The 25,905-nt window shown below is 61.1% G+C and carries 26 protein-coding genes; 10 read left to right on the forward strand and 16 right to left on the reverse strand.

Annotated features, from left to right (window positions below):
- Positions 1-46: 46 nt before the first annotated feature.
- Positions 47-919: a translation elongation factor Ts gene (gene tsf / locus U3654_RS08130; RefSeq protein WP_324754834.1), complete on the reverse strand. Its 873-nt coding sequence runs from the start codon at positions 917-919 to the stop codon at positions 47-49.
- Positions 920-995: 76 nt separating this feature from the next.
- Positions 996-1,901, reverse strand: coding sequence for a 30S ribosomal protein S2 (gene rpsB, locus U3654_RS08135; protein ID WP_324754835.1), 906 nt, complete (start codon positions 1,899-1,901; stop codon positions 996-998).
- Positions 1,902-2,115: 214 nt separating this feature from the next.
- On the opposite strand from rpsB, the gene U3654_RS08140 reads away from it, so the two are divergent.
- Together U3654_RS08140 and U3654_RS08145 are read left to right on the forward strand one after the other, a co-directional pair.
- Positions 2,116-3,039: a pseudouridine-5'-phosphate glycosidase gene (locus U3654_RS08140; protein ID WP_324754836.1), complete on the forward strand. Its 924-nt coding sequence runs from the start codon at positions 2,116-2,118 to the stop codon at positions 3,037-3,039.
- A gap of 87 nt (positions 3,040-3,126) precedes the next feature.
- A complete protein-coding gene (locus U3654_RS08145; RefSeq protein WP_324754837.1) occupies positions 3,127-3,819 on the forward strand; it encodes a DUF502 domain-containing protein in 693 nt (230 codons plus the stop codon).
- A 73-nt stretch (positions 3,820-3,892) separates the two neighbouring features.
- Here the strand turns inward: U3654_RS08145 and U3654_RS08150 are convergent, their stop codons facing one another.
- Both U3654_RS08150 and U3654_RS08155 read right to left on the reverse strand, forming a co-directional pair.
- A complete protein-coding gene (locus U3654_RS08150) occupies positions 3,893-4,912 on the reverse strand; it encodes a patatin-like phospholipase family protein (protein WP_324754838.1) in 1,020 nt (339 codons plus the stop codon).
- Between the two features lie 125 nt (positions 4,913-5,037).
- Positions 5,038-5,811: a 3-hydroxybutyrate dehydrogenase gene (locus U3654_RS08155; protein WP_324754839.1), complete on the reverse strand. Its 774-nt coding sequence runs from the start codon at positions 5,809-5,811 to the stop codon at positions 5,038-5,040.
- A 296-nt stretch (positions 5,812-6,107) separates the two neighbouring features.
- Here U3654_RS08155 and U3654_RS08160 point away from each other — a divergent pair, with 296 nt between their 5' ends.
- From U3654_RS08160 to U3654_RS08175, 4 genes are all read left to right on the forward strand, one after another.
- A complete protein-coding gene (locus tag U3654_RS08160; RefSeq protein ID WP_324754840.1) occupies positions 6,108-7,961 on the forward strand; it encodes an extracellular solute-binding protein in 1,854 nt (617 codons plus the stop codon).
- 63 nt (positions 7,962-8,024) lie between these two features.
- Positions 8,025-8,138: an entericidin EcnA/B family protein gene (locus U3654_RS08165; RefSeq protein ID WP_324754841.1), complete on the forward strand. Its 114-nt coding sequence runs from the start codon at positions 8,025-8,027 to the stop codon at positions 8,136-8,138.
- Between the two features lie 131 nt (positions 8,139-8,269).
- A complete protein-coding gene (locus U3654_RS08170) occupies positions 8,270-8,920 on the forward strand; it encodes a DsbA family oxidoreductase (RefSeq protein ID WP_324754842.1) in 651 nt (216 codons plus the stop codon).
- A 96-nt stretch (positions 8,921-9,016) separates the two neighbouring features.
- Entirely contained in the window at positions 9,017-10,231 is a 1,215-nt protein-coding gene (locus U3654_RS08175) for an NADP-dependent isocitrate dehydrogenase (RefSeq protein ID WP_324754843.1), read from the forward strand.
- Positions 10,232-10,393: 162 nt separating this feature from the next.
- On the opposite strand, the gene U3654_RS08180 is transcribed toward U3654_RS08175, so the two are convergent.
- From U3654_RS08180 to U3654_RS08210, 7 genes are all read right to left on the reverse strand, one after another.
- On the reverse strand, positions 10,394-11,002 hold the full coding sequence (locus tag U3654_RS08180; protein WP_324754844.1) for a hypothetical protein: 609 nt from the start codon (positions 11,000-11,002) through the stop codon (positions 10,394-10,396).
- Positions 11,003-11,241: 239 nt separating this feature from the next.
- Positions 11,242-12,072, reverse strand: coding sequence for an ATP-binding protein (locus tag U3654_RS08185; protein ID WP_324755253.1), 831 nt, complete (start codon positions 12,070-12,072; stop codon positions 11,242-11,244).
- Positions 12,073-12,080: 8 nt separating this feature from the next.
- On the reverse strand, positions 12,081-12,977 hold the full coding sequence (gene tatC / locus U3654_RS08190) for a twin-arginine translocase subunit TatC (protein WP_324754845.1): 897 nt from the start codon (positions 12,975-12,977) through the stop codon (positions 12,081-12,083).
- Positions 12,974-13,735, reverse strand: coding sequence for a Sec-independent protein translocase protein TatB (gene tatB / locus U3654_RS08195; RefSeq protein ID WP_324754846.1), 762 nt, complete (start codon positions 13,733-13,735; stop codon positions 12,974-12,976). Before tatB ends, tatC begins: the two co-directional genes overlap by 4 nt.
- Before the next feature lie 7 nt (positions 13,736-13,742).
- On the reverse strand, positions 13,743-13,976 hold the full coding sequence (locus tag U3654_RS08200) for a twin-arginine translocase TatA/TatE family subunit (RefSeq protein ID WP_324754847.1): 234 nt from the start codon (positions 13,974-13,976) through the stop codon (positions 13,743-13,745).
- Positions 13,977-14,159: 183 nt separating this feature from the next.
- Positions 14,160-15,245 carry an ABC transporter ATP-binding protein gene (locus tag U3654_RS08205; RefSeq protein ID WP_324754848.1) on the reverse strand — a complete coding sequence of 362 codons (1,086 nt, stop codon included), beginning with the start codon at positions 15,243-15,245 and terminating at the stop codon, positions 14,160-14,162.
- A gap of 120 nt (positions 15,246-15,365) precedes the next feature.
- Positions 15,366-16,145: an SDR family oxidoreductase gene (locus tag U3654_RS08210; RefSeq protein WP_324754849.1), complete on the reverse strand. Its 780-nt coding sequence runs from the start codon at positions 16,143-16,145 to the stop codon at positions 15,366-15,368.
- Positions 16,146-16,361: 216 nt separating this feature from the next.
- On the opposite strand from U3654_RS08210, the gene U3654_RS08215 reads away from it, so the two are divergent.
- The 3 genes from U3654_RS08215 (at position 16,362) to U3654_RS08225 (ending at position 19,960) form a co-directional block, all read left to right on the forward strand.
- Positions 16,362-16,940 (forward strand): hypothetical protein, encoded by a 579-nt coding sequence (locus tag U3654_RS08215; RefSeq protein ID WP_324754850.1) that lies wholly within the window; start codon positions 16,362-16,364, stop codon positions 16,938-16,940.
- A gap of 65 nt (positions 16,941-17,005) precedes the next feature.
- The gene (locus U3654_RS08220; RefSeq protein ID WP_324754851.1) at positions 17,006-18,625 is read left to right on the forward strand and encodes a peptide chain release factor 3; all 1,620 of its coding nucleotides are present in this window, start codon (positions 17,006-17,008) and stop codon (positions 18,623-18,625) included.
- 549 nt (positions 18,626-19,174) lie between these two features.
- Positions 19,175-19,960 carry a sugar transferase gene (locus U3654_RS08225; RefSeq protein WP_324754852.1) on the forward strand — a complete coding sequence of 262 codons (786 nt, stop codon included), beginning with the start codon at positions 19,175-19,177 and terminating at the stop codon, positions 19,958-19,960.
- A gap of 189 nt (positions 19,961-20,149) precedes the next feature.
- Here the strand turns inward: U3654_RS08225 and U3654_RS08230 are convergent, their stop codons facing one another.
- Complete coding sequence (locus tag U3654_RS08230; protein WP_324754853.1) at positions 20,150-21,439, reverse strand: ATP-binding protein; 1,290 nt, start codon at positions 21,437-21,439, stop codon at positions 20,150-20,152.
- A 170-nt stretch (positions 21,440-21,609) separates the two neighbouring features.
- Here U3654_RS08230 and U3654_RS08235 point away from each other — a divergent pair, with 170 nt between their 5' ends.
- Entirely contained in the window at positions 21,610-22,491 is an 882-nt protein-coding gene (locus U3654_RS08235) for an MBL fold metallo-hydrolase (RefSeq protein ID WP_324755254.1), read from the forward strand.
- Here the strand turns inward: U3654_RS08235 and rfbA are convergent.
- From rfbA to rfbC, 4 genes are read right to left on the reverse strand one after another with little or no spacing between them, the layout of a single operon-like run.
- A complete protein-coding gene (gene rfbA / locus U3654_RS08240; RefSeq protein WP_324754854.1) occupies positions 22,488-23,360 on the reverse strand; it encodes a glucose-1-phosphate thymidylyltransferase RfbA in 873 nt (290 codons plus the stop codon). The genes U3654_RS08235 and rfbA overlap by 4 nt on opposite strands.
- On the reverse strand, positions 23,357-24,211 hold the full coding sequence (gene rfbD, locus U3654_RS08245) for a dTDP-4-dehydrorhamnose reductase (RefSeq protein WP_324754855.1): 855 nt from the start codon (positions 24,209-24,211) through the stop codon (positions 23,357-23,359). Before rfbD ends, rfbA begins: the two co-directional genes overlap by 4 nt.
- Positions 24,208-25,257 carry a dTDP-glucose 4,6-dehydratase gene (gene rfbB, locus U3654_RS08250; protein ID WP_324754856.1) on the reverse strand — a complete coding sequence of 350 codons (1,050 nt, stop codon included), beginning with the start codon at positions 25,255-25,257 and terminating at the stop codon, positions 24,208-24,210. Before rfbB ends, rfbD begins: the two co-directional genes overlap by 4 nt.
- Positions 25,254-25,817, reverse strand: a complete 564-nt coding sequence (gene rfbC / locus U3654_RS08255) for a dTDP-4-dehydrorhamnose 3,5-epimerase (RefSeq protein WP_324755255.1) — start codon at positions 25,815-25,817, stop codon at positions 25,254-25,256. The genes rfbB and rfbC overlap by 4 nt, the downstream gene beginning before the upstream one ends.
- Positions 25,818-25,905 lie beyond the last annotated feature (88 nt).

Raw genomic sequence — 25,905 nt, forward strand, 5'->3', positions numbered from 1 at the left:
CGGACCTCAAGGCCCGCTCCCTTTAATTCCTGTAGAGCCCGAAAAATCAGCTTTTGCCGACTTTGGCGACCTCGGCAGCAAAGTCCTCTTTTTCGACTTCGATGCCTTCGCCCACTTCCAGACGGACATAACCTGTGATCTCGGCGCCGGCCTCTTTGGCGGCGGCCGCGACCGTCAGGTCTGGGTTCATCACAAAGGATTGGCCCATCAAAGTGGATTCAGCCATGAATTTCTTCATGCGGCCCTCGATCATCTTTTCGATGACCTGCTCGGGCTTGCCGCTTTCGCGGGCGATGTCCATCTGGACCTGCTTTTCCTTTTCAACCACTGCGGAATCCAGCGACGCCTCGTCAAAGGCGACAGGATTGGTCGCCGCGATGTGCATGGCGACTTGGCGGCCGAATGTCGCGTCACCCTTCAGCGCGACCAGCACGCCGATCTTGCCCATGCCATCAGCGGCGGCGTTGTGGATGTAGGACACAACCGTGTCGCCCTTGATGGACTCCATCCGGCGCAGACCCATGTTCTCGCCAATGGTGGCGATCTTGGCTGTGATCGTCTCTTCCACGGTCTTGCCACCCAGATCGGCGGCCTTCAGCGCCTCAATATCATCAACCTTGACAGCGGCGTCAGCGATGGAGGCAACCATGGCCTGAAAGTCACTGTTTTTACCAACGAAATCAGTTTCGGAGTTGATTTCCACAGCGACACCGCGGCCATTGTCGACCTTGACAGCGACGAGGCCCTCGGCAGCCGTGCGGCCCGACTTCTTGGCGGCCTTGGCCAGGCCCTTGGTGCGCAGCCAGTCGACGGCGGCGTCCATGTCGCCGTCGTTTTCGGTCAACGCTTTTTTCGCGTCCATCATGCCTGCGCCCGTCGTGTCGCGCAGTTCTTTCACCATTGCAGCAGTGATCGCCATTTGGCTCTCCTAAATTTGTCGAATCGGTCCGGCGTCAGTCGCGCCGGACCCTTGCATCAGATTGTTCGGCGCGAGGTCAGCTGTTCTGACCAGCCTTGGCCGCCATGTCCGACACTTCTTCGCTGGACTTGATATCCAGCGGCGCGCCTTTGGCGGCGACGTCGTCATGCGCAGTCTCGTCCGAGACGGTGCCGGTCTCGACGCCGGGCTTGACGTCTGCTGGCGCGGGTTGCTCTGTGACCTCCTCGACGGGGGCCTCTTCCATTGCACCGATGTCGATGCCTGCCGCGCCCATCTGGGCCGACATGCCGTCCAGCGCCGCACGGCTGATCAGATCGCAATAAAGCGCGATGGCACGCGCCGCGTCGTCGTTGCCGGGGATGATATAATCAATACCATCGGGCGAGCAGTTGGTATCGACGATAGCAACGATCGGGATGCCCAGCTTGTTGGCTTCGGCGACGGCCAGCGCCTCTTTCTTGACGTCGATGACGAACAGCAGATCGGGAACACCGCCCATTTCGCGGATACCACCCAGTGAGGCCTGCAATTTACCCTGGTCACGCTCCATGCCCAGACGCTCTTTCTTGGTGAGGCCCTCGGCGCCAGTTTCCAGCGACTCGTCGATCTCTTTCAGGCGATGGATGGATTTCGACACGGTCTGCCAGTTGGTCAGCGTGCCACCCAGCCAGCGGTGGTTCATGTAATACTGTGCGCATTTCTCGGCGGCTTCGGCGACGGGCGTTGCTGCCTGACGCTTGGTGCCGACAAACAGAACGCGGCCGTTCTTGGCCACGGTTTCGCGCACGACGTTCAGCGCCGCGTCCAACATGGGAACGGTCTGCGTCAGGTCCATGATATGAATGCCGTTGCGCGCGCCATAGATGAACTCGCCCATGCGGGGATTCCAACGCTGCGTCTGGTGGCCAAAGTGAACGCCAGCTTCGAGCAGCTGACGCATGGTGAACTCGGGAAGAGCCATGCGGTATTCCTTTTCCGGTTTTCGCCTCGGCACGGGATGAGAGGCGGAATGCCTCAACCGGTGGACAGCCGGGGATGTCTCCCCCGGACGGCCCGCCCGTGCCTGCGGATTTCAAGTATCGCGCGTATAGACCGCGCCGCGCCGAGGTGCAAGACCCCCTTGTGCCGCCGCCCCTGCCCCGGCAGGATCGCGGCAACAGCGCAGGGAGGCCCAAATGAGTGAGATGATCTGGTCCGCCGAGGCCGCCACCGCCCGCGCTGGTGGCACGCCTCTTGTGGCGCTGGAAAGCACGATAATCACTCATGGGATGCCTTGGCCCGACAATATGCGCACTGCGCAGGCTGTCGAGGACGACGTGCGACAGGCAGGCGCGACCCCGGCCACCATCGCCGTGCTGGACGGTATCCTGCATGTTGGGTTAGAGGCCGCCGAACTGGAACGCCTCGCTCAGCTTCCTGCGCCGATGAAGCTGAGCCGCGCGGATCTGGCTGTCTGCATGGCACTGGGTGCTAGCGGCGGCACGACTGTCGCGGCCACCATGATCGCCGCTGTGCGCGCCGGGATCGCCGTGTTCGCAACCGGCGGCATCGGCGGCGTGCATATGGGGGCCGAGCGCAGTTGGGACGTTTCGGCCGACCTGCCTGAGCTGGCCCAGAGCCGTGTAACGGTGGTTTGCGCCGGACCCAAAGCCATCCTCGACCTGCCCAAGACGCTGGAAATGCTCGAGACATTAGGCGTGCCGGTCATCGCATATGGGCAGGATGCGCTGCCCGCCTTTTGGTCGCCCGCCTCGCCGCTGCCTGCGCCGTTGCGGATGGACAGCGCGGAGCAGATTGCTGCCGCCCATGCGGCCCGCGCAGCGCTGAACCTTCCCGGCGGGCAATTGGTGTGCAATCCAGTTTCGGCGGCAGACGGCATTCCCTATGCCACTCTCGCACCGCTCATCGCGCAGGCGGCAGCGGACGCCGAGGTGGATTGCATCGCGGCCAAGGACGTGACCCCCTATCTGCTGCGCCGCCTGAACGATCTGACCGAAGGTCGCACGCTGGCCGCCAATATCGCACTGATCCGAAACAACGCACGCCTCGCAGCCGCCATCGCACGGGCCTTGCAGGCAGGCACGCCGCGCCCCACATAATCAGGCAGCTTGGCCGCGCGCGCCATTGCCGTGTCCGAATTTTGTCCCTACACCTGCGCAATCGCGCCCCGAGCCTGAAAAGAGACCATGACCACACCTTTCGACGAAGACACCGGCCCGCCGCGCCGTATCAGCATCCTCGCACGGCTGCGCGCCCGGTTCCTCACCGGCCTTGTCGTTATTGCGCCAGTCGCGCTGACCATATGGCTGATCTGGACGCTGATTGGCTGGGTCGATGCGCTGGTGCTGCCGCTGATCCCCTACGATCTGACCCCGGCGCGTTACATCGGTTATAATCTACGCGGCGCCGGTCTGATCGTCTTTCTCGTCTTTACCATCCTCGTAGGCTCGGTCGCCAGGGGACTGATCGGGCGGACCTTGATCCGCCTCGGCGAAAGTCTGGTGAACCGGATGCCGGTCGTGCGCTCGATCTATTCGGGCGTGAAACAGATCGCCGAGACGATCTTTGCCCAGAGCGAGCGCAGTTTTGAGACCGCCTGCCTTATCCAATATCCGCGCAAAGGAATCTGGGCCATCGGCTTTATCTCGACCACCGCCAAGGGCGAGATCGCGAACCGTGCCGAGACCGGCGGCGAGTTGATGAGCGTGTTCCTTCCCACGACGCCAAACCCAACCTCGGGCTTTCTTTTGTTCCTGCCCAAGGAGGACGTGATCGAGCTGGACATGTCGGTCGAGGACGCGGCTAAACTGGTGATTTCGGCGGGCCTCGTCTATCCCAACCAGATCAAGCCCGAAGAGCTGCCCCGCAAACAGGCCTGAAGCGGTTCAGCTTTTGGTCGGTATTGTGGTCGTTTCGCATCAAACCTGTAATCCAGATTAAATGCAAAACCCTTTAGCCGAACATGTCGCCCAGGCGGGTGCTGCCACGCTGCCCCAGATCATCCCAATGCGCCGTCAGAAACCGATCAGCGGCGATGCGGCCCGCCTGTTTGAGCCGGTCCAGCAGGTAGGGGTTCGGCATCATTTTGGTCGCGACCGACAGATCTGCCATCAGCGGGTCGTCAGCGATCATATGCACGTAAATACGCTTCATCGCGCCGTCGGGGACAGCGTCCGAATCCAACAATCGCTGCACGAAATCGATCGCGCGCAACTCGCGCAAGAGCGATGAGTTAAAACTGATCTCGTTGATGCGGTTCTGGATTTCCTGCGGGTTGCGCGGCACGTCGGGCCGCTCAAGCGGGTTGATATTGACGATCACGATGTCACTGGGCAGGTCTGCATGAAACAGCGGGAATAGCGCCGGATTGCCGGTATAGCCGCCGTCCCAATAGGCCTCGCCGTTGATTTCGACGGCCTGAAACAGCGTCGGCAGGCAAGCAGACGCCAGCAGCGCATCGGGGCCGATATCGTCGCCCTGAAACACGCGGATCTTGCCGCTGCGCACATTCGTTGCACACACGCTTAACAGTGGCGCATGATCAGCGCAGACCTTGTCGTAGGAGAATTTTTCGACCACGCGTTGCAATGGATTACTGTAAAACGGCCCGTAGGCGTAGGGCGACAGAACGCGCGACACAGCCTCGGACATCGAGAGCGGCAGCGAATACTCCATGGCCGAAGTGAACGCCCCGTTGCCGGGCATGGCGCCCATCATCCAGCCGGGCATCCGCATGTCCTGCACGGCGCCCATCTGCGCCCAAAGCCAGTCCAAATTCTCGCGCGCGCCGTCCCGTCCGCCAGCGACCCAGCCCGCCTTGTAGGCGGCCCCATTCAGCGCGCCTGCCGAGGTGCCCGAAATGGCGGCGATCTCCAACGACTCTTCGTCCAAAAGCCGGTCGAGAACGCCCCAGGTGAACGCGCCATGTGCGCCACCACCCTGTAGAGCCAGATTGATCCGCTTCTTTTCCATTTCTGCCCTTCCGGTCTTTTCTTGGGTCTAAATACCCCAAATGGCGTTTGCAAAAAACATGGGCGCCAAGTCATGGGGATGCCGCATCCGCAGCACCCCCGAAAATTCGCAAAGTTTTTTTTGCGTCAGAGCGCCGTCCAGCCGCCATCCACGCTGATGGTCGTGCCTGTCACCTGCGCCGCCGCGTCCGAGCATAGGTAAAGCGCCGTGCCGCCCAACTGCTCGACCGTAGCAAACTCCTTCGACGGTTGCCGTTTCAGCATGACGTTCTTGATCACGTCCTCACGGCTCATGTCGTATTCCTTCATCGTATCCGGAATCTGCGCCTCGACCAGAGGGGTCAGCACGTAACCAGGGCAGATCGCGTTGGCTGTGATCAGCTCCTGCGCTGTTTCCAGCGCCGTAACCTTGGTAAACCCGACGATCCCGTGCTTGGCGGCGACATAGGCCGATTTGTAGGGGCTGGCAGTCAGGCCGTGAGCCGACGCGATGTTGATGACCCGGCCCCAGCCTGCCTTGCGCATCATCGGCAGCGCGGCGGCGGTCGTGTGAAAAGCAGAGCTGAGATTGATCGCGATGATCGCATCCCACTTGGCGGTCGGAAATTCAGGGATCGGCGCGACATGCTGGATGCCTGCGTTGTTGATCAGAATATCACAAGCGCCTGCCTTTTCGATCAGCGCGCGGCACTCTTCGCCCTTGGACATGTCGGCCTGAATATAGCGCACATCAGTGCCGAATTCCTTGGCCATGTCCTCGGCCAGCTTGTGATCCTCATCATTGTCGGTGAACGAGTTAAGCACCACATGCGCCTTGGCCCGCGCCAGTTCGCGTGCGATCCCTAGGCCGATACCTGAGTTGCTGCCAGTGACGATCGCTGTCTTGCCTTGAACGCTCATAAAATATTCTCCTGCATGATGTTGCATTGCAGCATATATTGCTGCATTCGCAAATGTCACGAGGTCCATGTCACCTAACGACTCGGCCAGCCATATCGCCAAACCAAAAAAAAACGCCAGCGCGAAGCTGGCGTTAAGTTATTGAGGCAGGTTTCATACAGGCAAGAAACCTATCGAGCAGTGACTCTCTTATAAGCAATCTCGCGCCGGCATCCAAGCTAAAAGTTTGAAAAGGCAAGAATCCCCCTCTACCGTCGAGTTCAATGAAATAACGCATATCAGGATTTGTCGTCGCCATGAGATCACGCCGCTTCCCTCTCTTTGAGCGCCTTTCCGCTGCTCTGGCCGTTGTTTCCTTGGGGCTTGGCGCCATTGGGGATGCCTCCGCGCAGCCGCAGCACGGTATCGCGATGTATGGCGACCCGGCCCTGCCGCCGGGATATGCCGCCCTGCCCTACGCCAACCCGGACGCACCCAAGGGTGGGCGGGTCACCACGGGTAATGTCGGCGGATTCGATTCGCTGAACCCGTTTGCACCCAAGGGCACGCCGCCGTGGCAGCTGCGATTCTTTGCCTACGAATCGCTTTTGGGGCGATCCTGGGACGAGCCTTTCACGCTCTACGGTCTGCTGGCCGAGACGATCGAGACGGACGAGTCGCGCGCTTGGGTCGAGTTCACGCTGAACCCCGCCGCGCAGTTTTCTGACGGCAGCCCGGTGACGCCGGAGGATGTGATCTGGTCTTTTGAGACGCTCGGCACGCGCGGTCATCTACGCTACCGCGATTTCTGGTCGCGCATCGCCAGCATCAAGCAGACAGGCCCCGGCAAGGTGCGGCTGGATTTTAACACTTCTGACGGGCCACCCGACCGAGATCTAGTCCTGCTGGCTGGCCTGCGCCCCATCCTAAAAAAGTCCCAATGGGACGACAAGGTTTTCGAGGATGGCGCGATTGAGGATGTGCCGCTGGGCACCGCGCCTTATGTGATCGATAGCTACCAGATCGACCGGCAAGTGATCCTGCGCCGCAACCCCGATTACTGGGGTGCAGACCTCGCCTTTCGGCGTGGCACCGGCAATTTCGATGAAATCCGCATCGATTTTTACGGTGACGACTCGGTAATGAAAGAGGCGTTCAAGGCAGGCGAGATCAGCTATATCCGCGAATTCAACGCCGAACGCTGGGAAGAGATGGCAAACCTGCCCGCCGTTAAGCGCGGCGACATCAAGCGCAGTGAGATCCCGAATGGTCAGCCCTCGGGCATCAGCGGATTCGTGATGAACACGCGCAATGCCCCGCTGGACGATTGGCGCGTGCGCCAGGCGCTGATCGACGCGTTCAACTTTGAGTATATCAACGACACGCTGACCGGCGGACGCCAGCCGCGCATCACATCCTATTTCTCGAATTCCGAGCTGGGGATGCACCCCGGCCCTGCCGCAGACGAGGTGCGAAAGCTGCTCGCGCCATTTGCAGACACTCTTCTGCCCGGCACGCTGGAAGGATATACACTGCCTGTTTCTGACGGGTCCAAGCGCAACCGCGCCAATATCCGCGCCGCCGCAGACCTGTTGAATGACGCCGGCTGGACCGTGCAGGAAGGCGTTTTGCGCAATGCGGATGGCCAGCCGCTGGAGTTGACCGTGCTTTTGCAACAGGACGCACTGGTGCAGCAGGCAACTGCGATGATGGACATCTACGCCCGCGCGCTGGATCGCCTCGGTATCACGCTAAAGGTCGAGAGTGTCGACAACGCGCAATATACTGTGCGCGAGGCGAATTATGATTTCGATCTGACCTACATGCGTCGCTCACTGTCGTTGTCACCGGGGACCGAGCAGTATTTCTACTGGGGCGCAAAGGGCGCTGACCAGCCGGGCAGCCGCAACCTGATGGGCATGAATAGCCCCGCCGCCGAAGGCATGATCCACGCCATGCTGGCCGCGACCAGCCACGAGGATTTCGTCACGGCTGTGCGCGCACTGGACCGGGTGTTGATTTCGGGCCGCTACGTCATCCCGATTCACCAGTATTCGGTGGGCCGTATTGCCCACGACGCCCGCCTGCACTATCCAGAGGACAGGCTGCCCCTCTATGGCGACGGCGTGGGTTTCCTGCCCGAAGTCTGGTGGATGGCCGACGAAGAATAATCAAAGACCGGGAAAATCCGGCGCGATTGCACGAGCAGACAGAAGCATAGACAGGTAAATCCGATGAAAAAGATGATCGCTCTTTGTGCGCTGGTCCTTGTGGCTGGCTGCAACACGGTCGAAGGTGCGGGCCGTGATATCTCAGGCGCGGCGCGCGGCGTTCAGAGCTTGTTCTGACACAGGCTTAGGCGCTGGACTGCATGGTTCGGCCCTGCGGCGGATCGCTGCGGGGCTTTGGGCGTGACGTCTTGCAATGGCATCGGCCTGCGCATACCAAGGCGACGCCCCTCGCATGAAAGGCCCCAGACATGGTCAAACTAGACATCGTTTCAGATCCAATCTGCCCGTGGTGCTATATCGGCAAGACACTGCTGGACCGCGCTCTGGAGCAGCGCCCTGACCACCCTTTCGTGGTTGAGTGGCACCCTTTTCAGTTGAACCCCGATATGCCCAAGGGCGGGATGGAGCGGCGCGCTTACCTCGAAACCAAATTCGGCGGCAAGGATGCAGCCATCGCCGCTTACAAGCCCGTGGTAGAACGGGCCGAGGCCGTCGGCCTCTCCATCGATTTTGAGGCAATGCAGCGCACGCCCAATACGCTGGACGCGCATCGCCTGATCCACTGGGCGGGCATCGAGGGCAAGCAGAACGCCGCCGCAATGACGCTGTTCGCCGCCTATTTCACCCAAGGGCGCGATATCGGCGATTCCGAGGTGCTGGCCGATATCGCCGACAGCCTTGGCATGGACGCCGGCGTCATCTCCCGGCTTTTGGCCAGCGATGCCGATTCCGATGCCATCCGCACCCGCGACGCGCAATTTCGTGAAATGGGCGTCACTTCGGTTCCGACCTTCATCGTCGCCGCGCAGCATGCCGTGCCAGGTGCCCAAGACACCGATTTGTGGCTGAACGTCATGGACGAGATCATCGCGCAGCGCGCCGCCGATCAGGACGGCTGATCTCTGCATACCGCCGTATACTGACGCCTTCCATTTCTCACGCCATTGCGCTAGAACGCGCGCAATCAAACGCCCCTCTCACGTGAAAGGCCGCCCATGTCCAAAATCAAGGTAGACAACCCCATCGTCGAGCTAGACGGCGACGAAATGACCCGCATCATTTGGGATTTTATCAAGAAAAAGCTGATCCTGCCCTATCTCGACGTCGATCTGAAATACTACGATCTGGGCATCATGGCCCGCGATGAGACCGACGATCAAATCACCGTCGATGCCGCCCACGCGATCCAGAAATACGGCGTCGGCGTCAAATGCGCGACCATCACGCCCGACGAGGGCCGCGTCGAGGAATTCGGCCTGAAAAAGATGTGGCGCAGCCCCAACGGCACGATCCGTAACATCCTTGGCGGTGTCGTATTCCGCGAGCCGATCCTGTGCAAAAACGTGCCGCGTCTTGTGCCGGGATGGACCAAACCCATCGTCATCGGCCGCCACGCCTACGGCGATCAATACCGTGCGACCGACATGAAATTCCCCGGCCCCGGCACGCTGTCGATGAAATTCGTCGGCGACGACGGCACCGTGATGGAAGAAGAAGTGTTCAAGGCGCCCTCCTCGGGTGTCTACATGGCGATGTATAACCTTGACGATTCAATCAAGGATTTCGCTCGCGCGTCCATGAATTATGGCCTGCAACGCAAGTGGCCGGTCTATCTGTCGACCAAGAATACGATCCTGAAAAATTACGACGGCCAGTTCATGTTGCTGTTCCAGCAAATCTTTGACGAGGAATTCAAGGACAAGTTCGAAGAGGCAGGTATCACCTACGAGCACCGCCTGATCGACGACATGGTGGCGGCCGCGATGAAATGGTCCGGCGGCTACGTGTGGGCCTGCAAGAACTACGACGGCGATGTGCAGTCCGATACGGTCGCGCAAGGCTTTGGCTCGCTTGGCCTGATGACGTCCGTGTTGATGACCCCCGACGGCCAGACGGTCGAGGCTGAGGCGGCGCACGGCACCGTCACGCGCCACTATCGCCAACACCAGAAGGGCGAAGAGACGTCGACCAACTCTATCGCGTCGATCTATGCGTGGACTGGCGGCCTCAAGCATCGCGGCAAGCTGGATGGAAACACCGCGCTGACGAATTTTGCCGAGACATTGGAGAAGGTGGTCGTCGATACTGTCGAAGCGGGCGACATGACCAAGGATCTGGCCCTGCTGGTCGGCCCCGATCAAAGCTGGCTGACGACGATGGGTTTCTTGGAGAAGGTTGACGAGAACCTGAACAAGGCGCTCAAGGGCTGATAGCCTTGCAGTTGAGAAAAGGAAGGGCGGGCCAATCGGTCCGCCCTTTACCGGATCTATCGCACCGCTAGGTTTTCAGGCGTTAGTCTACGAAAAGGCCGATTGGATATGCTCCCAGACAGCTGTCAGAGTGTCTGCTGTGCAGGACGAAGCGGCCATTAGCTATAAGTTCAAACCACTGAAGTTTGCTAAACCTGCGAGTGTTTCATCTGGTGTGTAGATGTGCTTCAGCCCAAGCTGGGAAAGCATTTTGGAATTTTTCTGGAAATCCCGGGTATTGTTAGTCACAAAGACATCTCGGCGGTCATGAATGTGCGAGTATGCCGAAATTACGTCACACCATGTATTTCTCCACTTAGAGAGTGGTTCGGACTGGATTACATCGTCGGTGAGAACAGCCCCCGTAGGCAAATGTTCGGAGGGTTTTCTTGGAACCTTAGGAGCGATTGCGCTCCAAAGTGCATCCATATCGTGTTCGAACCTGTCACTATCCCCAACGTTGTAACAGAAATCCCAATAGCTTAATCCAAAAATTCCCGGCATAGGAACGAGAGGCAGGTCTTGCCAACCGAGTGCTGAGATCCTGTCTTTAAAAAGATTGGCGCTGCCAGGGAAACGTTTCGATTTCGAGTTCTCAGATGCTGAAGCGGCCAAAAACGCCACCTCAAACTGTCCTTGCCTATGGCAATTTATCAAGTCTCTCACGTAAGCGGCCTGAGGGCGATCTTCCTCGACCTCGATAACGCAATTCCAATCGAGCGTTAGTCTCATGCTCTACAACCTATCTCCGCTGCGCCACCAATACGGGATCACCCAGCCATCTGTTAGACCAAAATGCTGTCTACAAACGGCTCAGAGCGGACCCTTGACGATTGATTGCGTCGGGGCGCTCAAGCAAAATCTGCACCGCCTTTAGGAAGTGGTTTGTCCAAGCGTTCCGCTCAGTATCTGACCACGGAGCATCTTACGACGGAGCGCCGATTTGTCCGGATGAACGGCAAGTGGTCAGCCTATTGCGAGATCTTCACCCCATGCCGTCCCGCCAAATCAGTCACAAACTGCCACGCGACGCGCCCTGAGCGGCCTCCGCGTGTGGCCTGCCACTCAATCGCCTCGGCGCGCAGATCCTCGTCCGAAATCTCGATCCCGAACGCGTCGCAATAGCCCCGGACCATCGACAGGAAGCCGTCCTGATCGCAGGCGTGAAAGCCCAGCCACAGGCCGAAGCGGTCGCTCAGCGAGACTTTCTCTTCGACCGCTTCGCCGGGATTGATGGCTGACCCGCGCTCATTCTCGATCATGTCGCGGGGCATCAGGTGGCGGCGATTCGACGTAGCGTAGAAAATTACGTTTTCAGGCCGCCCCTCGATGCCGCCATCCAGCACGGCCTTGAGAGATTTGTACTGATGGTCGTCATGGCTGAAGCTGAGATCGTCGCAATAGAGGATGAACCGCGCGTCACTGGCGCGCAGCAACGTCAGTAGACGCGTGACGCTGGTCAGATCCTCGCGCTGAAGCTCGACGATTTTCAGGGGCATGCCTTGCGAGACGACCTCGGCATGGACCGCCTTGACGAGGCTGGATTTGCCCATTCCCCGCGCGCCCCAAAGCAGCGCGTTATTCGCAGGTAGCCCGTGCGCGAATTGCAGGGTGTTTTCGAGCAGCGTGTCGCGGGCGCGGTCGATACCGACCAGCAGCGCCATATCGACGCGCGCCACATTGGGCACCGGTTGCAGATGATCGGGCGAGATGTGCCAGACATAGGCGTCATGCGCCGTCAGATCCGGCGCAGGGTGCGGGGCTGGGCTGATACGCTCCAGTGCGGCGGCGATACGCTCCATCGGGTCGCTCACGCGCGCGGCTCCTCGTCCTCGAAATCCTCGGGATGGCTGTCCTCGCCTTCCATCTCTTCCTCGTCATCGAACCACAGGCCCTCGGCGCGCAGCTTGGCTTCGCGTTTACGCTCGACGCGGGCGACGAGGTGGATGGAAATCTCGTAGAGGCCATAGACCACGACAAAGAGAATGCCTTGGGTGATGACGTCGGGCGGTGTCACCAGCGCGGCCAGCACCAGGATGCCAACCACGGCGTATTTGCGCACCGCGCGCAGGCCCACGGCACCGACGAGGCCCGCCTTGCCCATGAGGGTCAGCAGCACTGGCAACTGAAAGCACAGGCCGAAGGCGACGATAAACTTGATCGTGAGGTTCAGGTATTCCTGCGCCGAGCCTTGGAACACGACGCTAAGCGGCGCGGCGCCCTCGACCCCGTCGATCACCTCTCCAGACGTGCCGAATTGCTGGAAGCCAAGGAAGAAGTCATAGGCCAGCGGTGTGACGACAAAGAACGCAAAGCTGGCGCCGAGAATGAACATGAACGGCGACGCGATGATAAAGGGCAGGAACGCGCCCTTTTCATTCTTGTACAGGCCCGGCGCAACAAAGCGCCACATCTGGTTGGCGATGAACGGGAATGACAGGATCAGACCGCCCAGCAGCGATACCTTGATCGCGACGAAAAAGCCCTCTTGCGGGCTAATAAAGATCAAGTCGCAATCCTGCCCCCGTTCCGCTAGCTGCGAGCAAAGCGGTGCTGTCAGGAAGTTAAAGATCGGTTGTGCGACGGAAAAACAGATGATCATCCCGGCAAGGAAGTAGAGCGTCGAGTGGATGAGGCGCGTGCGCAGCTCGGCCAGATGCTCGATCAGGGGCGCGCTGCTGTCCTCGATATCGTCGCCCGTGCTCATGCCTTGCCCTCAGAGGACGCGCTGGACGCCTTGGCGGTCTTGCGCGCCGGTTTCGCGGTTGGCTTGGTGCTCTTGGGTTTGGCTGCGGCGGATTTTGTGGCGGCAGGTTTACTGGCACTCGCCGTAGGCGCGGCGGCCTTGACCGATGGCGTCTTGGTGGCAGGTTTCTTGGCGGCAGGTTTCGCCTTGGGTGCGCTGGCGGCCTTGCTTGCCACAGCTCTTTTAGCTGGCGGCTTCTTGGTGGTTGCCTTTTTGGGCGCGGTCTTCTTGGTGGTTTTGGCTGCCGGTGCGGGTTTGGGCCCGTCCTGCGCAGGTGCGATAGACTTGGCCGCATCTGAGTTGGCGGTGTTGGCTGCCACGGCCTCGGCCTTTTCGCGGTCCAGCCGCTCTTGCGTGGCCTTGGCGGAATGGGCGGTGATCTTGTCCTTGGCGTCCTGTCGCTCCGGAGACAGCTTGGACTTGGGCTTAGGTTTGCCCGCGTCGCGGGTGGCCTCGGTAAAGCTCTTGGTGCTTTTGCGCACCTCATCGATGGCCGAGCCTATGGGATTGCTGGCCTTGCGCAGCGTGTCGGACATGCCCGAAACGCCCGACTCGTCGGCGGCATCGTTCATCGCCTTCGAGAATTCGCGCGCCATGCCCTTGGCCTTGCCGATGAACTGGCCGACCGTGCGGAACATGCCGGGCAGATCCTTGGGGCCGACGACGATCAGCGCCACGATGCCAATGACCAGAAGCTCGGTCCAGCCTAGGTCGAACATGGGGCCCTCAGACCTTGTCTTTGTGCTCGGGGGTCACGTCGCGCGTGCCAGCCTCGTGATCGATGTCGCTCTGCGCGTCCGCGTTCTCGATTTCCTTGCTGCCCTCGTCGATGCCCTTCTTGAAGGACGTAATGCCTTTGCCGACCTCGCCCATCAGCGACGAAATCTTGCCGCGCCCAAACAGCACGAGCACAACGACGGCGATGAGCAGGAGGCCGGGAAGGCCGATATTCTGGAACATGTCATTCTCCCTGAGTTCGGGACGCCTTTTTATGGCCCCGCTTTGGATATCTTGGACGTATCTAAACGCTGGCGCGGCTGGTTAAAAGGGCTATCAGCGCAGCCGCGCGGGGATTTGTGAAAAAAGCGCGGGCGCGCCGGGTCACGATCGCCCGAAATGAGTATTTTCAGAACGGTGAAGCCCTCAGCCGCGCGCCGGAAAGACAAAGCACCGATCGCGGCGGATCATCAGCCATAGCGCCTCGCCTGGGTTGGGCAGAAAGACGTTCGGCACCGTCACCTTGAGGATTGAGCCGTCGTGATCCATTCGGAACTCGACCAGGCTTTCGGACCCCATAAAGCGCGCCCGCTCCACTACGCCGCGCGCCGGGGTGCCGTCCTGCGCGGTAGGGTTGGGGCCACGGCCCGCGCGATCAAAGTCGATCTTGATATGCTGCGGGCGGATCACGATATCGACCGCGCTGCCGTCAGGTACGCCGGGCGCGAGGAACTGGCCAAAGGGCGTTTCGGTCAACGCGCCGCGAACTGTGCCGCGTATCACGTTGATATCGCTGAAAAACGCCACTGCGTCACGATCCACCGGCGCGTTATAGATATTGTAAGGCGCGCCCTGCTGCACGATGCGCCCGCCGCGCATCAGTGCAATTTCGTCGGCCATGCGCATCGCCTCGTCCGGCTCGTGCGTGACCAGCAGCACAGCCGCGTCCTGCTCGCGCAGGATATCAAGCGTTTCGTCGCGGATGCCGTCGCGCAGGCGATTGTCGAGGCCTGAAAACGGCTCATCCATCAGCATGATGCGGGGGCGTGGCGCGAGCGCGCGGGCCAGCGCCACGCGCTGCTGTTCGCCGCCCGACAACTCATGCGGGAAGGATTTGGTGAAATGACCCATGCCGACGCGGTCCAGCAATTCCGCGACGCGCGCCTGCATGGCCGCGCGTGCGCCATTCAGGCCAAAGGCCACATTCCCCTCGACCGTCAGATGCGGAAAAAGTGCAAAGTCCTGAAACATCAGGCCGATCTGGCGCTGTTCAGGTGGCACACGGTCCGTGCCGCTGCAAATCACTTTGCCATCGACCAGTACCTTGCCGGAATCTTGCGTCTCGACCCCTGCGATCATGCGCAGCGTCGTGGATTTGCCGCAGCCTGACGGCCCCAACAGGCAGGTCACCTGCCCCGGCATCACTGCCAGCGAGATGTCGTCGACCACCAGCCGGCCGTCGTAGCGACGGCTCAGGTTCTCGATCTGCAATCTCGGCACAGGAGCTGACATGAAGGGCCTTTTCGGCTATCCGACTGAAAGCGTCGGGATCGGCTTGAATGGGCCAATAACAACGCCCTGCCGGTCATGCAAGCGCCTTAGCGGCACCGCGCCCGCATGCTGCCCAGTGTGCTACATCGTCGAGGAAACCGCGCCGCCGTCCAGCAGCAGGTTTTGCCCCACGATAAATCCCGCCTGCACCGAGCAGAGGAACGCACAGGCGGCGCCGAAGTCATCAGACGTGCCATAGCGGCCAGCGGGGATGGTGGCATAGCGCTGCTCGCGCGCCGCCTGCATCGAAATGCCTTGCGCCTCGCTGACGCCGGTATCCAGCTGCACGGCGCGGTCGGTGGCGTGGATGCCGGGCAGCAAGTTATTGATGGTCACGCCCTTGCCAGCCACCTGCCGGGCGGTTCCAGCAACATATCCTGTCAAGCCGGTGCGCGCCGCGTTTGACAGCCCCAGTGCCGGGATCGGTGCCTTGACCGACTGCGACGTAATGTTGACCACACGGCCCCAACCGCGCGCCATCATGCCGGGCAGAACGGCCTTCATCAGCGCGATGGGCGTCAACATGTTGGCGTCGAGTGCTGCGATGAAATCATCGCGGTCCCAGTCGCTCCAGACGCCCGGCGGTGGACCACCCGCGTTGGTCACCAGGATGTCCAGATCACCCGCCGCCTTTAGCACGGCCGCCTGCCCTTCTTGGGTGGTGATATCGCAGGCCACAATCGTCACATCGACGCCGAACTCGGCGCGAATCGTATCTGCTGCCGCATCCAGCGCATCCTGCCCGCGCGCGTTCATCACCAGATGCACGCCCTCGGCGGCCAAAGCCCGCGCGCAACCCAGTCCCAGCCCTTTGGACGACGCGCAAACCAGTGCGCGTTTGCCGTTCAGACCCATATCCATGTAAAATTCCTCTGATGTGCCCCGCCGCGCGGGAGTGCCGTTAAATATGCCGATTATGACCGTGAGCGCGCCACAATCGGATTATAATACGAACCCTAAGCCAGTCGCCGCAGGACCAAAAGGCGAAATCCAGACGGTGGCATACAGACGGAAAAACTGAGCGCCGGTCTATACAATGTACCAGACGCGCACGCGACAATTAGGGAGCGACAGCAGATGACCACCGCCTTCGTTCAGGCCCTACCTGTTTTTCGCGCCGCCGACCTCACTGTGGTTGATGGCGCGAATCTGGGTGATGCAATGTCGTTCGCGGACGAGCTGGGCCTTGACGATGTCTATCGGCTGGATCAGCACGCGCGGCCTGCGCGCCTTACCGTGCAACCGGGGCGCGGCGGGGCTCTGGCGGTCGCGCAGGGATCGCCTGTTGGGGCCACCGGCCATGTGGTGCATTTGGACACGACGCTGACACTGATGACGACGAACGGCGCCACGATCGAACTGCTGATTTTGGTCGAGGTCGATGGCGCGGGCGATGTCGAGGGGGTGTATGCGATGCCCCTCGCCGAACTGACACCGCGCACAGAATATACGCTAATCGATATCGATAGGGCCACCGCGCGCCCCCGCTTTGCCGAGGTGGCCTGCGTGCTGCGCCCACTGCGCTGGATCGGTGCGGCAACGGCGCGCGCCCTGCCGGATCACACGGATCGACCGCTCACTGAAACCGAAGTGCAGCAGCACCTCGTCGCGCGCCCTGACGCCGCCGAGGTATTGCACAGCGCCTCCATCGGTTAGAACCTCGCCGCTGAGGGGTGCAGCGCCCCATTGCGCGCCCGCGCGCGTAGCACTATACGCCCCCCATGCTGGACATTGCCCAAAACCGCCCCGATAACCGCCCGGACCTGCCGCGCGAAATTGCGCGCCGCCGCACCTTTGCGATCATCTCGCATCCCGATGCGGGCAAGACGACGCTGACGGAGAAATTCCTGCTATTCGGCGGTGCGATCCAGATGGCCGGCCAGGTGCGCGCCAAGGGCGAAGCGCGGCGCACGCGCAGCGACTTCATGCAGATGGAGAAGGATCGCGGCATTTCTGTAAGCGCCTCGGCCATGTCATTCGATTTCAAGGAATTCCGCTTCAATCTGGTCGACACGCCCGGCCACTCGGATTTCTCCGAAGACACCTACCGCACCCTCACGGCGGTCGACGCGGCCGTCATGGTCATCGACGGCGCCAAGGGCGTAGAATCCCAGACGCAAAAGCTGTTTGAAGTCTGCCGCATGCGCGACCTGCCTATCCTGACATTTTGCAATAAAATGGACCGCGAAAGCCGCGACACCTTTGATATTATTGACGAGATTCAGGAAAACCTCGCCATCGACGTGACCCCGGCCAGCTGGCCCATCGGCACGGGGCGCGAGTTTGTTGGATGCTACGACATGCTGAACGACCGGCTGGAGCTGATGGACCGCGCCGACCGCAACAAGGTGGCTGCCAGCATCGAAATCAACGGTCTCGATGATCCGGCGCTGGACGAAAACCTGCCCGCCGATCTGGTCGTCAAGCTGCGCGAAGAGGTCGAGATGGCGCGCGAATTGCTGCCAACGCTGGACCCGCAGGCCGTATTGGAAGGTCACATGACCCCCATCTGGTTCGGCTCTGCCATCAATTCCTTTGGCGTCAAAGAGCTGATGAACGGCATCGCAGTCTATGGCCCCCAACCCCAGCCGCAATCGGCCGAGCCGCGCAAGATCGCGCCCGAAGAAGACAAGGTTACCGGCTTTGTCTTTAAGGTGCAGGCCAATATGGACCCCAAGCACCGCGACCGCGTGGCATTCCTGCGCATGGCGTCGGGGCATTTCAAGCGTGGCATGAAACTGACCCATGTGCGCAGCAAAAAGCCGATGACGATCACCAATCCGGTTCTCTTCCTCGCCTCCGACCGTGAATTGGCGGACGAGGCATGGGCTGGCGACATCATCGGCATCCCGAACCACGGCCAGCTGCGCATCGGCGACACCCTGACCGAGGGCGAGGCCCTGCGCGTCACCGGCATCCCCAGCTTTGCGCCGGAACTCTTGCAGACCGCCCGCGCGGGCGATCCGTTGAAATCCAAGCATCTGGAAAAGGCGCTGATGCAATTTGCCGAAGAAGGCGCGGCCAAGGTGTTCAAGCCGGTCTTTGGCTCAGGCTTTATTGTGGGCGTCGTCGGCCAGCTGCAATTTGAGGTGCTGGCCAGTCGCATCGAGCTGGAATACGGCCTGCCCGTCCGGTTCGAGCAATCGCAATTCACCTCGGCCCGTTGGGTGCAGGGCGAGCGCGCGGCGTTGGAGGCGTTCATCGACGCCAATCAGGCGCATATCGCCCACGACAACGACGGCGATGTCGTTTACCTCACGCGCCTGCAATGGGATATCGACCGCGTCCAGCGCGACTATCCAGACATCCGCCTGACCGCGACCAAAGAAATGATGGTTTGATCCAAACCAGCCTGATGACCGGGCTGGTAACATCGCTCAGTCGGAGGCCTAAGCCTTAGACCTGAGCCTCAGAATCGACAGAATCGTCATTTCCGGTCCCGATAACCTCCGATCTTATCACGAATCTGCCTTCAAATTAACGTTGCGTTAACGTCACTGCTATTGATATGGTCAATGACGCGTTAACGACGCGTTTCTTTGATCGAAACAATGGGGGGGTGTTTGGTAATATTGTCTGGTAATTCAGGATAAGAGCGCACGTGTTGCGTGTGTGATAAATTATCACACCACTGCTAGATGCTTTTCGGACAGAAACAATCTGTTTCTTTCGAATTCTCTGAAAAAACCACCGACAAATGTTACTTGGAACTATACCAAATTGAAGACGTTGTTCGTCTTCAGCCCGCTCCGATCCGTTCCGATTGCGGCCTGTTTGTCCCGATTCGGGCAGGCGGGACACAGACTTCGCGGACGAATGGTTAGGGCAGTTAATTAGTTTTGTGGATGCAGACCTCGGGCCTCGCATTCACGTGAGAAGTGAGGTGTATCATGTCCGATGCGAATATCAATCTTGCGCCGTCCCAGCAGCGTGTTGTGTTCCCGCACAACCGGGTGATGCGCCAGCGACCGGCGGTCCGGCCGGGTCAGAACAGCGCCACCCCGTTGGATGGCACTGAGTCAGATCCAGACTCCACAAGCCACCTGCCATCGCCCCCTAGATCCGGCCGCGTCTATCGCGCATTCGGCAAACGCGTGCTGGATATCACGCTGATCATGCTGGCTGCGCCACTGGCGCTGTTGCTGATCGGTGCGGCGGCGATAGCGTTGTGGATCGAAGGCGGCTCGCCCTTTTACCGTCAGGCGCGACTGGGCAAGGGGGGCGAAATTTTTTCGATCCTCAAACTGCGCACCATGGTGCATGACGCCGACCGCCTGCTAGAGGCGAATCTGGCCGCCGATCCGGCCCTGCGCGAAGAATGGAACACCACCCAAAAGCTAAGGCGCGATCCGCGCATCACCCCCCTCGGAGCGCTTCTGCGCAAGACCTCCATGGACGAGTTGCCCCAACTCTGGAACGTGTTGAAAGGCGATATGAGCCTTGTCGGCCCCCGCCCCATGCTGCCCGAGCAGCTGCCGCTTTATGGTGATGCAGCGCATTATTTTGCCCTACGGCCCGGTATCACCGGCTATTGGCAGGTTTCGCAGCGCAATCAGAGCGCGTTCACCGCCCGCGCGGAGCAGGATGCAGCTTATGATCTGGACATGTCCATTGTCCAGGACGCCAAGGTGTTGTGGCGCACTATCGGCGCTGTCATCAAGCAGACGGGCTACTAGGGTCATATTTGAACGCTACGCGATCAGCATCCCGGAGCGCGCGCCCTCATAGTATCCTGCACGTAGGATCGAAACCCGTAGAACCTGCACGCTGATCCGAAACCTCCGCAACGGGTCGACGGTTAAGCCAATGGTGTTAAGACAGAGCGCGTGTCGGCAATTAAATTATGGCGACCATCCGCCGCACGCCTACCGAGCGATCACCAGATCGGCACACAGCCCGCCCAGACGTTCGGAGCGGCCCAGCCGCAGGCTGCCGCCATGGGCGCGCACGATGTCAGTGGCGATCGACAGACCCAAGCCCACGCCCGGTCCCTTGTCTTGATTGCGCGCCGGTTCAAGCCGCGCAAATGGGCGTAGCGCCTCTTCCAAACGGTTCTCGGGGATGCCGGGGCCGTCATCCTCGATGCGGATGCGCAGTGCGCGGTCGGTCAGCGCGACCGATAGCTCGGCGCGGCTGCCATAGCGCACGGCATTGCCGATGAGGTTTTCGATTGCACGCCGGATCGCGACGGGGCGCAGTGGCACGGTGCCGCTGCCGGTAATCTCATGCACGGTCGCGGGGATATTGGCGCGCGCGCAATCCTCGGCGATGTGCCGGATCAGCGCGGCTGGATCGACTGGCTCGGGCTCGCCTTCGGACGCGCCGCGCGCAAAATCGAGGAAGGCATCCAGCAGACGCTCCATATCGCGCACGTCGCGCAGCATCGGCTCGCGCTCTTCGCTATCGTCCAGCATCGCTAGGCTCAGCTTGAGCCGGGTAAGCGGCGTGCGTAGATCGTGACTGACACCCGACAACATCAGCGTGCGCTGCTCAATCTGGCGTTCGAGCCGGGCGCGCATGTCCAGGAACGCGCTGCCAGCGGCGCGGACTTCGTTCGCGCCCGATGGGCGATAGGGCACGTTGCGTCCGCGCCCGAATGCCTCGGCAGCACGGGCCAGACGCGTGATCGGACGCAGCTGGTTGCGCAGGTAGAGGTAGGCAATCAGCGTCATCAGGACGCCAAAAAATATCATATTTACAAATAGTTGATGTGGGTTTGATGCTGAAAATCGACGCCGGTCCATCGTCATACGGATCGGGCCGTCCTTGCTGTTCAGGTAAAGGCTCACGAGTTGCTTGTTGCTCAGATCAATCGCGGCCAGCCGGGGCAAACGGCCGTTAATTTCGTCCAGCAGCACGATGCCGGTGACGTCATACCACTGGCGCAGGTTGCGCGGTGGGATATCTTCGGGCGCAACAGGTTCGATCGCGATCGCCAAGACGGAGGCGATAGGCCCGGGATCGGGACTGTTCATCAGCAAGCGCACCTCGCGGCTGACCGACGTGGTCATCTGGCGCGTCACCCCCTCGAACAGGCGCTGCGCCGAGACGATCGACACAACCAAGAGCAGCGAGATCACCGGCAGCAGCAGGATCAGAAAGGCCCGGCCATAAAGACCGCGCGGCATGGTGCGTTTGAGCCATCGAAATATCATGGCCGACGCTACGCCACGCGGTGCGGCAGGTGCAAGCGGATGCGCGCACCCTGCCCGTCCGGCTTGGTCGCTGGACGCCGCGCAACGGCGCGGCTAGCCTGCGTCGGCAAGCCCGCTCAAGGATCGCCCGACCTGTGCCAGATACCCCAGATTTCAATCCAGTTCCCGGCATGGCCGAGACGCTGACGTCCGGCCTAAGGCGTATACTAGCGCCGAACCCATCGCCAATGACGTATCGCGGCACGAACACCTACCTCGTCGGCACCCGCGGGATCGCTGTCATCGACCCCGGACCTGACGATGCGAGCCACCTGCGCGCGATCCTCGCCGCACTCGGTCCCGGCCAGCATGTGACGCATATCCTGATTACCCATGCGCATCGCGATCATTCGCCCTGCGCACGTCCTTTGGCGGCGGCAACCGGCGCGCCGGTGCTGGCCTTTGGCGATGCCTCTACCGGGCGCAGCGCGATCATGGAACGGCTGGCTGCGGACGGCATGATCCGGGGTGGCGAAGGCGTTGATGTGAATTTCGCGCCGGATACCTGCCTGGACGATGGCGCATTCGTCACCGGCGATGGTTGGCAGATCGAGTCGATCTGGACCCCCGGTCATTTCGGCAATCATCTGTGTTTTGCATGGGATGATGCGATCTTCACCGGGGATCTGGTGATGGGCTGGGCCAGTTCGCTGGTCTCGCCGCCCGATGGCGACGCGGCGCAGTTCGTCGCGTCCTGCCGCAGGTTGAAGGCGCGGGGCGCACATATTCTGCATTCTGGCCATGGTGCGCCAATTACCGATCCCGCCGCGCGGCTTGATTGGCTGATAGCACATCGCGCGGCGCGCGAGGCGGCAATCCTTGATCAGCTAACGCACGGACCAGCAACAGCCGCCGGGCTGGCAGCAGCGATCTATACGGACACGCCGGGCAGACTGATACCTGCCGCCACGCGCAACGTGCTGGCGCATCTGATCGACCTCAGCGCGCGTGGGCTGGTAGCGCCGGCTGGAGCGCTCAAGGCAGACTCGGTATTTGCGCTTTCGCCGATCTAGTCGTCCAGCAGCGCGGACAGGTAACTGCCATAGGCATTCTTTTTGAACAGGTCCGCGCGCGCACGCAGGCTGGCCGCGTCAATCCAGCCCGCGCGATACGCGATCTCGTCGGGGCACCCGATCTGGAGACCTTGGCGCAGGGTCAGCGTGCGCACGAAATTGCCCGCATCCATCAGGCTGTCATGCGTGCCGGTATCCAACCACGCATAGCCGCGCCCCATGGTTTCGACCTTGAGGCTACCTTCGGCGCGGTAGAATTCCAGCAGATCAACGATCTCCAACTCGCCGCGCGGCGAGGGTTTGACCTGACGTGCAAGGTCCGGCGCGCGCCCATCCAGCAGGTAGAGGCCGGTCACGGCAAAACTGCTGGGCGGCACTGCGGGCTTTTCGATGATAGCACGCACGGTGCCGTCGGCGTCGAAATCGACCACGCCATATCGTTCCGGGTCCGAGACGTGATAGCCGAAAACAGTGCCACCCTCAGGTTGCGCATCCGCCGCCGCCAGCATTTCCGGCAGGCCATGACCAAAGAAGATGTTGTCGCCCAGCACCATTGCCGATGGCGCCCCATCAAGGAAATCCTCGGCCAGCACATAGGCCTGCGCGAGGCCATCCGGGCTGGGCTGCACGATCCATTCAATCGAAAGGCCCCATTGGCTGCCATCGCCCATCAGGCGCTGAAATTGCGGCTGATCGTCCTGCGTGGTGATCATCGCGATCTCGCGGATACCGCCCAGCATGAGGACCGACAGGGGGTAGTAGATCATCGGCTTGTCATAGATCGGCAGCAGCTGTTTAGACACGCCCATCGTGATCGGATAGAGCCGCGTGCCGGACCCGCCTGCCAGAATGATGCCCTTGCGTTTCATGCACTTTCTCCAAGTTCTGCGATGACAGCGGCCATGCCTTGGCGCCAATCGGGGCGCGTCAGGCCAAGCTGTGTCAGCGTGGCGCAGTCCATTCGGCTGTCGGCGGGGCGGCGCGCCGGGGTCGGGTAATCGCTGCTGGGGATGTCGTCGATGCGGCAGGTCAGCCCGGCCTTAGCCATGATAGCACGCGCGAAATCGGCCCATGAGACGTCAGGCGCGCCTGAGAGATGATAGGTACCGCTCAGGCCCGGATCCTCGTTTAGTTTTGCCACGCAGGTCAGGCAGGCCTCTGCGATAGCCGATGCCGGAGTCGGTCCGCCGATCTGGTCTGCGACCACCGTAAGACTGTCGCGCTCGCTGCCCAAACGCAGCATCGTCTTGAGAAAATTCGCACCATGGGCCGAGAACACCCAAGAGGTGCGCAGAATGATGTGATTGCCGGGCAATTCCGTGCGTACGCCGACCTCGCCTGCCAGCTTGGAGCGGCCATAGGCCCCGAGTGGCGCAGTGGCGTGATCCGGCGCAAAGGGCGCGCCATCCCCGCCGTCAAAGACGTAGTCGGTCGATATATGCACCATCGGGATGCTCAGCGCAGCACAGGCGCGGGCCATCGCCTTGGGGGCGTCGCCATTGACGATGGTAGCTGCGGCCTCATCACTCTCGGCCTTGTCGACGGCGGTCCAAGCGGCGGCGTTGATGACGGCATCCGGGCGATGCTGCTTGATAGCAGCAGCGCAGGCGGCAGGATCAGACAGGTCTGCCTCGCTACGCCCCAGATACGTGGCCTCAGGTGCGCGGCGCGCCAGTTCCCGTGCGACCTGGCCCGTCTGGCCGAAAACCAATAGCCTCATGTGCCGGTTCCCAGCCGCTTGCCCACGCCGGCGCGGGTCAGCAGCGGGTGCCACCAATCCTCGTTCGCCAGATACCAATCGACCGTGCGCGCCAACCCCTCTTCGATCGTGACGCTGGGCCGCCAGCCCAAATCGGCGCGAATGCGCGACGGGTCGATCGCATAGCGCGCGTCATGGCCGGGTCGGTCGGTGACGAAGGTGATCTGATCGGCGTAGGTGCCCTTCGTCTTGGGCTGTTTTTCATCCAAGATGTCGCAGAGGGTGCGCACCAACTCCAGATTGGTGCGCTCATTCTCGCCGCCAATATTGTAGGTGGTGCCCGGCGCGGCGCGTTCCAACACTGTCAGCAGCGCATCGGCGTGATCCTCGACAAATAGCCAGTCACGAATGTTCGATCCGTCGCCGTAGATCGGCAGCGCCTTGCCTGCCAGCGCATTGAGGATGATCACCGGGATCAGCTTTTCGGGAAAGTGGTAAGGCCCGTAATTGTTCGAGCAGTTGGTGATGAGCGTGGGCAGCCCGTAGGTTTCGAACCACGCCCGCACCAAATGGTCCGACGATGCCTTGGACGCCGAATAGGGGCTGCGCGGATCATATGGCGTGTCCTCGGTGAACAGGACTTTCGGATCGGCGGGCAGCGAGCCATAGACCTCATCGGTGCTGATATGGTGAAAACGAAAGCCTGCGGGCTTGTCCGCCTCAATCCAATAGGCGCGCGCGGCCTCCAGCATATTGTAGGTCCCGGTTACGTTGGTGTCGATGAACGCGCCGGGCGCGTCGATAGAGCGGTCTACATGGCTCTCGGCCGCGAGGTGCATCACAGTATCAGGCCGATGATCTGCAAAGATCCGGTTCAGCGCGTCGCGGTCGCGAATATCTACCTGCTCAAATGCATAGAGCGGATCGTCGGCCACCGGCGCGACGTTTTCGAGGCATGCGGCATAGGTCAGGCAATCAACGTTGACCACGCCGTGCCCGCGTGCCACCGCTTGGCGCACCACGGCGGAGCCGATGAACCCCGCGCCGCCTGTCACGAGGATCTTCATCGCGCGCCGTCCCAGCGAAACGGGCGTGGCGCATCGGCGAGACGCGGCGCATTGCGATCCTTGTCCGAAAGCACTGGCTGCAAAACGCCCCAGTCGACGCCAATATCAGGGTCGTCCCACGCGACGGCACCATCACAATCGGGCGCGTAGATGTCGCTGCATTTATACTGCACCTCGGTATTGTCGCTCAGGGTCAGAAAACCGTGCAGAAAGCCCTTTGGCACAAATATCTGGCGCCCGTTTTCAGCCGACAACTCGGCCGAGACCCAGCGCCCGAAATGCGGCGACCCCTCGCGAAAATCCACTGCCACGTCCAGGATCGCGCCACGTGAGCAGCGCACCAGTTTGTCCTGAGCGTGGGGTGGGCGCTGATAATGCAGGCCGCGAAGCGTGCCCTTGGCCGCGGACAACGAATGATTGTCCTGCACCCAAGGAATGTCGATTCCTGCAGCGGCCATCTGCGCAGCATTGAATGTCTCGCTGAACCAGCCACGATCGTCGCCAAAGCGGCGGGGCGTCACCATCAGCACGTCGGGAAGGTCGGTGGGGTCGATCTGCATGGCGCTCAGCTCAGACTTTGCTTTGGCATGGTAGGAAACTGCCATGCGGACAGGGTGCCGTGTGCGAAAGGCGGGCGGGCGGTGCGGG

Origin of the sequence: Roseovarius sp. Pro17 (assembly GCF_035599575.1) — a bacterium.
Classification (GTDB): domain Bacteria; phylum Pseudomonadota; class Alphaproteobacteria; order Rhodobacterales; family Rhodobacteraceae; genus Roseovarius.